Source organism: Paenarthrobacter sp. 2TAF44, assembly GCF_052114885.1.
Taxonomy (GTDB): Bacteria; Actinomycetota; Actinomycetes; order Actinomycetales; family Micrococcaceae; genus Arthrobacter.
Map to the genome: position 1 here is coordinate 1 of NZ_JBFRFP010000004.1, position 12150 is coordinate 12150.

Here is a 12150-nt window from a genome sequence, read left to right on the forward strand (position 1 = left end):
CAAACGCCAAGCCGAGGGACGAACCACAAAGGAGATCCGCCGGTGCGTGAAACGCTACCTCGCCCGGCGGATCTACCGAACCCTCAACGCCCCAAACCCCGGCCCTTGCCACGCTTGACAACCATAGAAGGATCCCCGCGTTGCTTTAGAGGTGGAGGCGGGAGACCGCTTCCTGGCGCATGTCCACCTTCCGAACTTTGCCCGAGACGGTCATCGGGAAACTCTCGCGGACATCCACGTATTTCGGAATCTTGTAGTGCGCCAGCTTGCCCCTGCAGTACTCGGCGATGTCCTCCGCGGTCAGGGTTTCCGCCCCCGGTTTGAGGATGATGCAGGCCATGAGTTCCTCGCCGTATTTAGCGTCCGGAACCCCGATCACCTGCACGTCCTGGATGGACGGATGCAGATACAGGAACTCCTCAATCTCGCGGGGATAAATGTTCTCGCCACCACGAATCACCATGTCCTTAATCCGGCCTTCGATCACCAGATACCCATCCTCGTCCATGCGGGCGAGGTCGCCGGTATGCATCCAGCCCTCGGAGTCAATGGCCTCGGCGGTCTTGTCCGGCTGGCCCCAGTAGCCCTGCATCACCGCGTAGCCGCGCGTGCACAGCTCACCGATGACGCCGCGCTCCACCACTTCACCTGTACCCGGGTCCACAATCCGGCTCTCAAGGTGCGGCATGGTCCTGCCCACTGTGCTGGTCCGGTGCTCCAAAGTGTCCCCCGCCCGGGTCATGGTGGACACCGGCGAAGTCTCGGTCATGCCATAGCAAATGGCCACATCCACCATGTGCATCTCATCGATGACCCGGCGCATCACCTCAATGGGGCACAACGACCCGGCCATGACGCCCGTCCTGAGCGTGGAGAGATCGAACGTGGCGAAGTCGGGCAGCGCGAGTTCGGCAATAAACATGGTGGGCACGCCATAAAGCGACGTGCCGCCAAAGTCCTGCACAGCTTCCAACGCCGCGGAAGGGTTGAATCCCCTGCTTGGGATGATGGTTGCCGCCCCGAAACTCAGGGCATTCAGGTTCCCGATTACCATTCCGAAGCAGTGGTAGAACGGCACCGGAATCACCACGCGGTCATGTTCCGTGTAGCCCAGGAGGCGGCCTATCGAGTGGCCGTTGTTGAGGATGTTGTGGTGGGTGAGGGTCGCAGCCTTCGGGAATCCCGTGGTGCCCGACGTGTATTGAAGGTTGATGGGATCATGCGGATCCAGTTCGGCCATACGGTCCCGTAGTGCAGAAGGCCCGACGCCGTCCGCCCGGGTCAGGAGCTCGGCATACGTCAGTTCGTGGCCGGCCTCGGGGACACCCGCCGTGAGGCCCGCCACCGGGTTTCCGGGGAGGAAGACGATCTCCCTGAGTTCGGGGCAAGTGCCTGCAGTTTCCCTGGTCATGCCCACGTAATCGCTGTTCTTGTCAGAGGGCGCAGCCACGAGCATCCGCATGCCGTTCTGCTTGACCACGAACTCCAGTTCGTGCCTGCGATAAGCCGGGTTGACGTTGACCAGCACGGCCCCGATCTTTGCCGTGGCGTACTGCAGGATGGTCCACTCCGCACAGTTCTGGCTCCAGATGCCGATGCGCTCGCCTTTCTCCACCCCCAGGGCGAGGAGCGCGCGGGCGAGGTGATCGACGTCGTCGTTAAGCTTTTCGTAACTCCAGCGCCGGGCATCCCCGCCGGGCGTGGCAGCGGCTTCTATCAGCGCGTCCCTGAGCGGAAACTGCGCTGCGATGCGTTCAAAATTGGCACCGATGGTCTCTTCGAGCAGCGGGACGTCAGTGTCTCCGGCGGTGTAGGACAACATGACCGAACGCTACCAAGTCAGTGCCCGCAACAGAACCGTAAAGTGGACAATCGGCTCCGTGTCCTCCCGGTAGGGTTGACTCCATGAGTGCACCCATCGACCTGCAGGCCACGTTCATCCCCAACGACGGCGAATTCTTCCGCGTGAAGCTCGCCCTGGAAATCGCGATCGACGAGGTCGTCAACGAGCCCGGCTGCATCAGTTATGAACTGACCGAAGCCACTGAGGATAAGCTGGTGCTCACAGAGCGCTGGGAATCGGAAGAGGCTCTGGAGAAGCACTCCAAGGGCATTGCAGTGCAGGACCTGAACGAGTCCCTCAGCGCCTTGCTGGCTGAGCCGGTCAAGCTCGAACGGCTCTAGCCTCTCCCAGCACTGGCTCAGCTCCCCACACCAGCTCAGCGAAATCGCCGCAAAACTGCGGGAACGMCTTAAAGCATCGAGGTCGCCGGAATTTTCCGGCGACCTCGATGCTGTTCCGGCGGTTTCGCCGGGCGAGTCTAGCTTTCCTGGGCCTCGGCACGCGCCTTGGCCACGTGGGCGTGGACTTCTTCCATGTCCAAGCCCTTCACGGCCTCGATGACCTGCTCCAGCTGCGGGCCGTTGAGGGCACCCGGCTGCGAGAAGACAAGCACTTTCTCGCGGAAGGCCATGAGCGTCGGGATGGACGTAATCCCGGCTTCGGCGGCGAGCTGCTGCTCAGCCTCGGTGTCTACCTTCGCGAAGACCACGTCCGGGTGCTTCTCCGAAGCTGCCCCATAGGTGGGCGCAAACTGGCGGCACGGGGCGCACCAGGCAGCCCAGAAATCCACCAGGACAATGTCATTGCCCTCGATGGTCGATGCGAACTGTTCTCCAGTGATGTCAACTGTAGCCATGATTCCACGGTACGCGACCCTGCTCGCTAAGTCCCGTGGAGAGGGGCCTTGTTCGCTTCCCGCGTCACCGGGAATAAACGGCTACCTGGCCAGGACGTACTTGAGCGCGGACGCGTAGAGCGGGGCAACCTTGTTGTGTCCGGTCTGGTTTAGGTGGACGTCATCAAGATAATTCCAGGTAGCTCCGGCGATAGTCGCTGTCCCCGCCATCGAGATGCGTGGCCAGCCCCGGACAGCAGCTTCGCGTGTCAAGAGCCCGTCCACCCATCGGCGCTGGAAATGGCTGGCGTCGTAGCGCGAAAGAACACCAGTGATGAGGATGGTGCTGCGGGGATATTTGCGGCGCAGTTCATCCCACAGTCGGTTGGCCTGGGACAAGATCGCGGCATCGGTGGCAAAAATCCGGGCGTCGTTTCCACCAAGAGTCACCACCACCAGTCCGGGGTTTCCTTGGGGCAAAAGGATCCGGTCCAGGAGCAGGGCATCCGTCGCTGAATTGCCACCGACGGCGGGGCTCCCCGAGACGTATCCGATGCCACCGATGCTTCGGACCACCTGGCGGGTATAGCCAGCGGCGCGGGCGCCCTGTTCACCCCAGGAATCAAGGTCCAGCTGCGAATCGCCAAGGAAAACCACGGTGGAGGCGTCCACTGCTTCGGCTGAATACAGCTCCTGGGTGGAATCGTTCCAGATAGTTTCCAACTTTTGGAAGGCGACGTGGGAGCCCCGGGCATCGGACCAGGTATCGCGCACCGGCCAGCCGAACTCGTCCGGATTGATGGACCACACTTTGTACGTGGGGTGCCCCACAATCCGCGCTCCCGTTGCAGGCCCCCAAACAAGCCAACCGTTTACGAACTGCTGCACCAGACCCCCGGCCCGCGGAAGCTTGTCCGTGAGGGGCAAGCCCAATTGGCCGGCAGCTCCACCCAGGGAGACGTAGCGGTTGTGGACGTCGCCATGGGTGGTTGAATGCGCACCAGTGGCCGCCGACCAGTAGACCGTGCCGCCCTGGAAGAGTTGGTAGACGAAGTCGTTTTGCCGGTATTCCTCGCTGACCGGATATCCCAAGGCACCGTTCTGGCCTCCAGTCGCGGACCAGTAGCTCCGGATGGCTCCCGTCAGGGCCCGCGCGCCCGTGGCGGGCGACCAGATGATGGTTGCGTGCTGGTACTGCTGTGACGAGCCACCATTACGCAGTCCGGTCGCTTCGTCCGTAGTGGGATAGCCAAACTCGCCGCTTTCCAGCCCGGATTGGCGCCAGCGCTCACGTATGGCGCCCATGGAAGGATGTGCCCCAGTCGTCGGGGACCACACAATAAAGCCGCGCTCGAAGACCTGGTAGGCGCCGCCGTCGGGCAGTCCGGTCTGTTCACTGCCGGCCGGGTATCCGAGGAAACCGGCCTCAAAACCCGTCCTCCCCCACGCCAAATGGATGGACCCCGCTGTCTGTTGGGCACCAGTAGCTGGCGAGAAACTGATGGCTCCCCGTTCGAAGAGTTGCTTGGAACCCCCATTGCGCAGGCCGCTTACAGTGTCTGTTGTGGGATAGCCGTGATAGCCCGCGGGGCCATCGGCTTCCCACCAAGCGTTGCGGACCGGCCCATTTACCACCACACGGGCTCCCGTACGGGCAGACCAAGCGATATCGCCACCGACAAACCGTTGCACGCAGCCTGTGCTGGAGCAGTCCTCCGCTGCCGTGGGCCGGATCAGAACGCTTCGAGCCCAAGTGCTGGTGCTGTAAAGCTGCCCGATGGCGCCTGTGACGGGAGGATTGGAAGTCTGAAACTTGATGCTCGCCGACGGGAACGCTTGCGCCGGTACCACTGTTCCAAGCAGGCCAAGGACCAACAACAGCGCCGCCGCTGACCGGGCGATTTTGCTTTTCTTCGACCTCGAAGCCGACCCCGCACAACCCACTTATCTACCCCTGCATCTTCGGACCCAAAGGCCCCGTCACTGCTCCCCCACGAAGACAGTCAAGCCAGTATCTTCGACGGCGGCACTTCAGGCAGCGACGACGCAGCGTTTGGTGTCACATCGTTATGTTCCCCGGCCGGCGGGCATCGTTCCGCTGAGTCACGGGAACCCCTGTCATCGCCGGATCCTTCGTCCTAGACTGGCCTCCCATGGTGACTTGGGGACGGGTTGCGTTGCCTGCCCTGACCAGTTCTTGCCCGACCAGTTCTTGCCCGGCGGCCACGCATTCAATGAAGGGAATGAACGTGGAGCCTGAGGATAACAAAGCGCTTGTTAGGCGCTTCTATGAAGCGATCGATGCCGGCAACATCGAAGCGATGGACGATCTGGTTGCTGAAGACTATCTGGACCATCACCCTCCTTTCCCCGGGCTCTCGGCTGGACGGGAGGGACTGAAGGAGGCCTTCCGCATTTTCCTCCAGGCCACGCCGGGACATCATGTTATTGAAGATCAGATCTGCGAAGGCGACAAGGTAGTTACCAGGCTGACCGCCCATGGTCGACACGAAGGCGAGCTGCCCGGTCCGCTGCCTGCTACAGGCGCCGAACTGGACGAAACCGCCGTGGCCATCCACAGAATTCAGGACGGCAGGATTGTGGAGCATTGGTCCGATCGCGACGACCTCGCGCTGATGCAGCAGCTTGGGATTATTCAGATGCCAGGCGCCTGAATCGAGCCGCGAAGCTTCCGAAGTCCACGCAAGTAACCTCGCATTCGTGGGGGTAAATCAGCGCCTCTTGCCAGCGATTGAACAAGTGTTTAGTGTATGAAACATGCGTTTAACCGCAGAGGATTTAACCACCCGTGCACGCATCCGTGATGCCGCCATTGGACTGTTCGGCCGCGATGGTTTCGGCCCTGCCACCGTCCGCGCCGTCGCCTCTGCCGCTGGGGTCAGCCCTGGCCTGGTGATCCACCATTTCGGCAGCAAGGCAGGTCTGCGCGAAGCATGCGACCAGCATGTCCTCGCGCAGACCGCCAGCCAGGGCAGGGAGAAAACAGACCCAGGCACCGCACGCCAATTGATCCAGGACTACCTCAACCACCCGGACCAGTACGCCAACGAGATCGCCTACATCCGTCGCTCCCTGGGCGACGAATCCGAGGCCGGCGACGCATTCTTCGACGCCGTGGTGCGCCAGACGCAGGACATCATCGAGGCCGGAATCGCTGCCGGCACCATCCGCGACTTCGACGACGTCCGGTCCACCGCCGTCGTCGTTGCATCAAACAGCCTTTCAATGCTCATGCTGGGCAGGCACCTCTCACGGGCGCTGGGTGCGGACGTAACAGAACCGCACGGCATAGGACCGGAACTGCTGCGGCAACTGACCATCCCCGCGCTGGACATCTACACCAACGGTTTCTATACGGATTCGCGGTTCCTGGACTCGGCCCGCGACGCCCTGCAGCAGGACACCATCAACCAAGGAAGGGAGCATGCCCCGTGACCCAGGCAATCGTCGTTGAGGGGTTGCGCAAGAAGTTCGGCCAGCGCGAGGTCCTCCACGGACTCGATTTCGCCGTTGAACCGGGAACGGTCTTCGGCGTCATTGGACCGAACGGAGCGGGCAAAACCACCACCATGCGCTGCCTGCTGGATATCATCCGGCCAAGCGCGGGAACCATTTCTGTGTTGGGCCAGGATCCACGCCGCGCCGGAACCGGACTCCGCCGCAGGATCGGTTACCTCCCCGGCGAACTCCACTTGGAGAACCGGACCACCGGCCGGCGAATGCTTGAACACTTCGAGGCCATCAGCGGCCCGGTACAGCCCAAATATGTCAACGAGTTGGCAGAACGGCTGGACCTGGATTTGGACCGGCAGACCCGCAAACTCTCCAAAGGGAACAAGCAGAAGCTCGGCCTCCTGCAGGCGTTCATGCACCGCCCCGAGCTACTGGTGCTCGATGAACCAACCAGCGGCCTGGATCCCCTGGTCCAACAGGAATTCCATTCACTGGTCCGCGAAGTGGTGGACGATGGCGCCACGGTCTTCCTCAGCTCACACGTGCTGAGCGAGGTCCAGCAGGCCGCCGACGCCGTAGCCATCCTCCGCGACGGCGGCATCGTGACCATCTCCACTGTTGAGGCCTTGAGGAACGCGGCCGTACGGCAGTTGCGGTTCAACGCGGCGGGCGCAGAAACGCACGACGTCGGGGCGCTGCTGGCGCGGGTGCCCGGCGTCGCCAACGTTGTGCTGCGGGAGCTTCCTGGTGACAGCGCAGCGGAAGCCGCCGTCGAAGCAACGGCGACGCTCTCGGGGCAGGTCCAGCCATTGGTGCAGGAGCTGGCTCGATTAAACCTCACGGACCTCGTCCTGGAGGAGCCGGATTTGGAGGAAGCCGTGCTGACTCTCTACACGGGTCATTATGTGGGCAACGGAAACGGGCGCGGCGGAAACGGGCGAAATGGAACTGGACACAAGTCCCTGAGCCACACGGAAGGAGCACACCATGTCTAAGTTCCTCCCCCTCTTCACGAAAGCCTTGACTGACTCGTGGCGGTCCACTCTCGCATGGGCCTTGGGACTAACGGCCGCGATCATGCTGTACCTGCCGCTGTATCCGTCCATCGGCGGCAGCGCGCAAATGCAGCAAATGATCGACGCACTCCCCCAGGAGATGACCAAGGCCCTGAACTATGACCAGATCGCCACCGGACCTGGCTATACCCAGGCCACCCTTTTCGGGTTGATCGGTTTCCTGCTGATGTCCATGGCCTCCGTCGGTTGGGGCGCGGCGGCAGTCGGCGGGGACGAGGAGTCTGGGCTGCTGGAATTGACCTTGGCCCATAGCGTGACCCGAATCCAGGTGGTCCTTGAACGCGCCCTGGCACTCGTGGTCCGCGTCGCGATCCTCTCAGCCTTGGTCTTCCTGCTGGTGCTGGTGCTGAACGGGCCCTCGAAACTGGATATCGACGTCGGGCATCTCTTCGGTGCGGTAGTGCTGTTTGCCGCTTTGGCACTGCTGAGCGGAACAGCGGCGCTGTGCGTAGGTGCGCTGACAGGACGGAAGGTTTATGCGATTGCGGCGGGTGCCGCCGTCGCCGTCCTCGGCTATGTCTTCAACGCTGTTGGGAGGCAAAGCCCCGACGTCGACTGGCTGCTGCACCTTTCGCCATACCACTGGGCGTACGGCAATTCACCCGTGACGAACGGTGCTGATTGGGGAGCGGCTGCCGGCCTGCTGGGTATTTCCGCGGCGCTTATCGCACTGGGCGCGGTTGCACTTCAACGGCGGGACGTCGGCGTTTAGTTATTCCTAACCCCACACGTGCGGAGCTGACCGGCGCGCTCCTGGGAGCGCATTGTTTTCGCGCCACTCATGGATCCACTCCGGCAATTCCAGATCAGCCGGCGGCGCCCCGAACTCAGCAATGATCTCTTCCTGCGTCACCGGCTTCCCCTTGTTGACCAAGCGGGTTGCGATGTGCGCGCGAGCGTAGATCTCACCGTCCACCACCATGCGCTGCTCAAAGTAGATGGCTTTGGTGTCCAGTCCGATGATGCGCGTTTCGATGGTGTAGCGCTGCCAGAGTTGCAACGACTTGCGGAAAGCGATGGTCTCTCCGGCTGCCACAGGACTCCAGCCGCGCCTGCGCATTTTTCTCCAGATACCGCTGCGAACCATGAGGTCGAAACGGCCAAGGTCCATCAAGGAGAAATACATGCCGTTGTTCACGTGCATCGCGATGTCGATGTCGGTCGGCAGGACCCGCAGGGGCAGCGAGGACGTTTCCCAAGCACCCAAGGGGGAACGCTTGGATGAAGTGAACAGCAGCATGAGGGTGCGGAGAAGCAAATGCATGCGAGCAATGTTACCCGCGAGTAACTTCGGAGGGAATAGACGGACCGCATGGTGGACAGGGTGTCGGGCGCAGCGTTAGTACATCCAGCGCTTTATGTCCAACGATTGCACAAACGTTTACCGCCAGTTCATCCATCCCGTGCACAATATCTGAAACCCGGAAACACCGACTCATACCCAGGGAGATCCCTTTGAGCACTCTGCAAACCACCAAACCGCACGCCGACGTCTGGCCCGACCTCGCCCGGCACCAGGACGTCGTGCTCCGGGACGCACGTGGCAACCGCATCGAAGGAACCATCGACGGCATGACCGATGACCACAGCACACTCTGGGTACAGCTCAAGGGCGGTCTGGGCCGGCAACTGGTTCACCACATGGACGGATACTGGCTGGAGACTCCCACCGTCTGATCCGTTTTCCGGTGGCGTGCAATGTTGCTGTGGCTAGGATTCCCGTATGACTCAAGCGCGATACCGGGACCTCGTCGAATGGCCCCTCATGGGGACAGCACTTGTTTTCCTCACGGCCTATGCCTGGCAGGTTGTAGGACGCGTGGACGGCACGGCCGCCCTCCCCTTCGAAATAATCCTCTGGATTACCTGGGGGATCTTCGCGCTGGACTACTTCGCCAACCTTTGGCTGGCCGAGGATCGAAGGCGATGGTTCATCTGGAACCTGCATGAACTCCTCATCGTGGTGCTCCCCTTCTTCCGACCACTCCGGCTTCTTCGGCTGGTCACGCTCCTGTCCGTACTGCAACGCACGGTGGGGGAAACCCTGCGCGGACGCGTAGCCACCTACGTTGCCGGCTCGGCCGCCATGTTGGTGCTCATCGGCGCCCTGGCAGTGCTTGACGTGGAGCAGAATGCACCGGACGCCAAGATCCTGACATTCGGCGACGCCGCTTGGTGGGCTATCACCACGATCACCACAGTTGGCTACGGAGACCTCTACCCCGTCACGCCCATCGGCCGGATCGTGGCGGCGGCACTCATGATGAGCGGGATTGCGGTCCTGGGTATTGTGACGGCCTCTATTGCCTCGTGGTTGGTGCAACGAATCGAGGAAAATGCGGAGGATGTTGCGGCTGCGGCCGAAAACAAGGCAGCAGCCGCCGAAGAACCGGTTCGCGCTGAATTGGCAGACCTTGTCACTGAGATTGCCGCACTGAGGCGTGAGATCGCGGAGCTTCGGGAGAGCGCGGCTTCGCGAGAGCCTCCAACCCAGGCGTGACACTGGGACGGAGTCGCCAACCAGCTGAGAATTCCCGGACTCGTTCGAATTCCCCGCCGCACAACGGTGAGTACAGCGAACAAGAGCGGGAGCCGCGGGTTCCTTGGCCTCTGAATTCGGGGCGCGTGCACCCCGAACGCGAAAAATCCCCGGAACCTGTTGGTTCCGGGGACTTTCCTTGGGTGGCAGATGAGGGATTCGAACCCCCGTAGGCGTTGCCAGCTGATTTACAGTCAGCCCCCTTTGGCCGCTCGGGTAATCTGCCGAACTTCAAAAGAAGATCACTTCCGGAGACCGTTTCTTTCGATCCGGTAACCGAAGGCAGAGATAACCTTACAGAACTTCCGGCCAAGAATCTAATCGAGGGCGGACACGCCGGAATGGCCGGTATTTCAGGCTTCTCCGAGGATCCGGCCAGCCAGTTTCGCTTCAAACTTTTCTGCTTGCTCGGCCGTGATTTGGTTGAGCTCCACAGCACGCAGCAAATCGGCATGCACCCCGTCCATACGCGAAGCCGCATCCGGCACCGGGCTCAGGACGATCGACGCCGCCACGGTCACCGCTGCCACCGCACTCGCCGCGGCTGCCGCTGCAGTCCCGATCGAACCAGCTGCCGCGGATGCGGATTTCGTGACGTAGTGGACGGCCTTGTGGCTCATGCTTACCTCCGGGGGTGGGCTCTTCCAACTGGTACAACTCTCAAACATCCACCTCGGTTCCAACCAAGCATGTGCTGTGAGTGAACTGTGAAAGTTATCCACGGCCCCATCCCGCGCCTTCCGTACTAGGCTGGATGGCAGACAAACCGCCCTTACCGGGCCCCCAACCTAAGGAGAGTCATGGCAGGCGAATCAACATTCGACGTCGTCAGCAAGGTAGACAAGCAAGAGGTCGCCAACGCGCTCAACCAGTCCCAGAAGGAAATCGCGCAGCGCTACGACTTCAAGGGAGTCGGCGCGGAGATTGACTTCAGCGGCGAAAAGATCCTCATGAAGGCCAACTCCGAGGATCGCGTCCTCGCCGTCCTGGACGTCTTCCAGTCCAAGCTCATCAAGCGTGGCATCTCCCTGAAGTCCCTGGATCAGGGCGAGCCCTACCCCTCCGGCAAAGAATTCCGGCTGGAGTGCACCATCAAGGAGGGTATCGCGCAGGACATCGCCAAAAAGATCAACAAGATCATCCGCGACGAAGCCCCCAAGTCCGTCAAGTCCCAGATCCAGGGCGACGAGCTTCGCGTCACTTCCAAGTCCCGCGATGACCTGCAGGAAACCATGAACATCCTCAAGAAGTTCGAAGAGGCAGACCTGCAGTTCGTGAACTTCCGCAGCTGACTGCCGACGCTGCACCGCCAGCGTCATAAAAGCCGGAGTCCGGCGCCGCTCAGGGCGCTGGACTCCGGTTTTTTATGGCCTGGCTACAGCGATTGTCGTAATAGCCGCGGACATTAGGGCACAAACTTTTTGCGTAATCACCTGATGGCAGTATTCTTCTTCATTAGGCAAGCCTAAGTATGGCTACCCTGAGTGAAAGAAATGCACATGACCGCCAACTTCCTGATAGGCCTGCGTGAGGGCCTCGAGGCCTCGCTCATCGTGGTCCTCCTGATGGCCTACCTCATCAAGACCGGCCGGCAGTCCCTGCTCCCCCGGCTCTGGACCGGCGTCGGGCTGGCCATTGCCATCTCCCTCGCTTTCGGCGCCCTTCTTACTTTCGGCCCGCGGGGCCTCACCTTCGAGGCCCAGGAAGCGATCGGCGGAGGGCTGTCCATTGTTGCCGTAGGCCTCGTGACCTGGATGGTCTTCTGGATGGCGCGCACCGCCCGCAGCCTCGGAAGCGACCTCCGGTCCCACGTGGACAAAGCAGCCGACGGCGCCGCATGGGGCCTTGTGCTGGTTGCGGCACTGGCCGTGGGCCGCGAAGGACTCGAAACCGCCCTCTTCATTTGGGCGGCAGCGCAAGCCACCGGCGAAACCACGTTCCCCCTCCTTGGTGCCCTGCTTGGCCTCCTGACAGCTGCCGGACTCGGATACCTGCTGCACCGCGGCGTCCTCAAGGTCAACCTGGGCCGCTTCTTCACATGGACGGGAGTTGGACTCATCGTCATTGCCGGGGGCGTCCTTGCTTATGGCGTCCACGATCTCCAGGAAGCCGGCATCCTTCCCGGCCTGCATAGCCTGGCCTTCGACCTCTCAGCCGCCGTTCCGCCGTCGTCCTGGTACGGGACCTTGCTGAAGGGCACACTGAACTTCTCCCCGGCCAGCACGTGGCTGGAAGCAGCAGCCTGGCTGCTGTATGTCATCCCGGTCCTGTTCCTGTACATCCGGGCCAACCGCTCCCATCCTCCGGCGGCAGCAGCGAAGACGCCCGCGGCGAACCCGGCAGTCGCCCTGCAGCAGTAAGAACCCAGAGCTTCTCCAACTCG

14 protein-coding genes, 1 tRNA gene and 1 pseudogene are annotated in these 12150 nt (G+C 61.8%); 10 read left to right on the forward strand and 6 right to left on the reverse strand.

Annotation, left to right across the window (positions count from 1 at the left end; all coding sequences use genetic code 11):
* Positions 1 to 118: pseudogene (locus tag AB4Z15_RS05575) on the forward strand (IS110 family transposase); the annotation flags it as partial.
* Between the two features lie 27 nt (positions 119 to 145).
* Here AB4Z15_RS05575 and AB4Z15_RS05580 read toward each other — a convergent pair.
* On the reverse strand, positions 146 to 1822 hold the full coding sequence (locus AB4Z15_RS05580) for an AMP-binding protein (RefSeq protein ID WP_442016445.1): 1677 nt from the start codon (positions 1820 to 1822) through the stop codon (positions 146 to 148).
* Positions 1823 to 1905: 83 nt separating this feature from the next.
* Between AB4Z15_RS05580 and AB4Z15_RS05585 the strand changes: the two genes are divergently transcribed.
* On the forward strand, positions 1906 to 2184 hold the full coding sequence (locus tag AB4Z15_RS05585; protein ID WP_442016446.1) for a putative quinol monooxygenase: 279 nt from the start codon (positions 1906 to 1908) through the stop codon (positions 2182 to 2184).
* Positions 2185 to 2321: 137 nt separating this feature from the next.
* Here the strand turns inward: AB4Z15_RS05585 and AB4Z15_RS05590 are convergent, their stop codons facing one another.
* Both AB4Z15_RS05590 and AB4Z15_RS05595 read right to left on the reverse strand, forming a co-directional pair.
* On the reverse strand, positions 2322 to 2699 hold the full coding sequence (locus tag AB4Z15_RS05590) for a thioredoxin family protein (protein ID WP_223946614.1): 378 nt from the start codon (positions 2697 to 2699) through the stop codon (positions 2322 to 2324).
* Between the two features lie 81 nt (positions 2700 to 2780).
* Entirely contained in the window at positions 2781 to 4622 is a 1842-nt protein-coding gene (locus AB4Z15_RS05595; protein ID WP_442016447.1) for a GDSL-type esterase/lipase family protein, read from the reverse strand.
* A 209-nt stretch (positions 4623 to 4831) separates the two neighbouring features.
* On the opposite strand from AB4Z15_RS05595, the gene AB4Z15_RS05600 reads away from it, so the two are divergent.
* From AB4Z15_RS05600 to AB4Z15_RS05615, 4 genes are all read left to right on the forward strand, one after another.
* A complete protein-coding gene (locus AB4Z15_RS05600; RefSeq protein WP_442016448.1) occupies positions 4832 to 5353 on the forward strand; it encodes an ester cyclase in 522 nt (173 codons plus the stop codon).
* 103 nt (positions 5354 to 5456) lie between these two features.
* A complete protein-coding gene (locus tag AB4Z15_RS05605) occupies positions 5457 to 6134 on the forward strand; it encodes a TetR family transcriptional regulator (protein ID WP_442016449.1) in 678 nt (225 codons plus the stop codon).
* Positions 6131 to 7147, forward strand: coding sequence for an ABC transporter ATP-binding protein (locus AB4Z15_RS05610; protein ID WP_442016450.1), 1017 nt, complete (start codon positions 6131 to 6133; stop codon positions 7145 to 7147). Before AB4Z15_RS05605 ends, AB4Z15_RS05610 begins: the two co-directional genes overlap by 4 nt.
* Positions 7140 to 7940 carry an ABC transporter permease subunit gene (locus tag AB4Z15_RS05615; protein ID WP_442016451.1) on the forward strand — a complete coding sequence of 267 codons (801 nt, stop codon included), beginning with the start codon at positions 7140 to 7142 and terminating at the stop codon, positions 7938 to 7940. The genes AB4Z15_RS05610 and AB4Z15_RS05615 overlap by 8 nt, the downstream gene beginning before the upstream one ends.
* 6 nt (positions 7941 to 7946) lie before the next feature.
* On the opposite strand, the gene AB4Z15_RS05620 is transcribed toward AB4Z15_RS05615, so the two are convergent.
* Positions 7947 to 8492, reverse strand: coding sequence for an acyl-CoA thioesterase (locus AB4Z15_RS05620; protein ID WP_442016452.1), 546 nt, complete (start codon positions 8490 to 8492; stop codon positions 7947 to 7949).
* A gap of 191 nt (positions 8493 to 8683) precedes the next feature.
* Between AB4Z15_RS05620 and AB4Z15_RS05625 the strand changes: the two genes are divergently transcribed.
* A complete protein-coding gene (locus tag AB4Z15_RS05625; protein ID WP_442016453.1) occupies positions 8684 to 8905 on the forward strand; it encodes a hypothetical protein in 222 nt (73 codons plus the stop codon).
* A gap of 46 nt (positions 8906 to 8951) precedes the next feature.
* A complete protein-coding gene (locus AB4Z15_RS05630) occupies positions 8952 to 9728 on the forward strand; it encodes a potassium channel family protein (protein ID WP_442016454.1) in 777 nt (258 codons plus the stop codon).
* 183 nt (positions 9729 to 9911) lie between these two features.
* On the opposite strand, the gene AB4Z15_RS05635 is transcribed toward AB4Z15_RS05630, so the two are convergent.
* Together AB4Z15_RS05635 and AB4Z15_RS05640 are read right to left on the reverse strand one after the other, a co-directional pair.
* Positions 9912 to 9993, reverse strand: a tRNA-Tyr gene (locus AB4Z15_RS05635).
* Positions 9994 to 10120: 127 nt separating this feature from the next.
* Positions 10121 to 10387: a hypothetical protein gene (locus tag AB4Z15_RS05640; protein WP_442016455.1), complete on the reverse strand. Its 267-nt coding sequence runs from the start codon at positions 10385 to 10387 to the stop codon at positions 10121 to 10123.
* A gap of 180 nt (positions 10388 to 10567) precedes the next feature.
* Here AB4Z15_RS05640 and AB4Z15_RS05645 point away from each other — a divergent pair, with 180 nt between their 5' ends.
* Positions 10568 to 11059 (forward strand): YajQ family cyclic di-GMP-binding protein, encoded by a 492-nt coding sequence (locus tag AB4Z15_RS05645; RefSeq protein ID WP_018776783.1) that lies wholly within the window; start codon positions 10568 to 10570, stop codon positions 11057 to 11059.
* Positions 11060 to 11266: 207 nt separating this feature from the next.
* A complete protein-coding gene (efeU, locus tag AB4Z15_RS05650) occupies positions 11267 to 12127 on the forward strand; it encodes an iron uptake transporter permease EfeU (RefSeq protein WP_442016456.1) in 861 nt (286 codons plus the stop codon).
* The last annotated feature ends 23 nt before the right edge of the window (positions 12128 to 12150 follow it).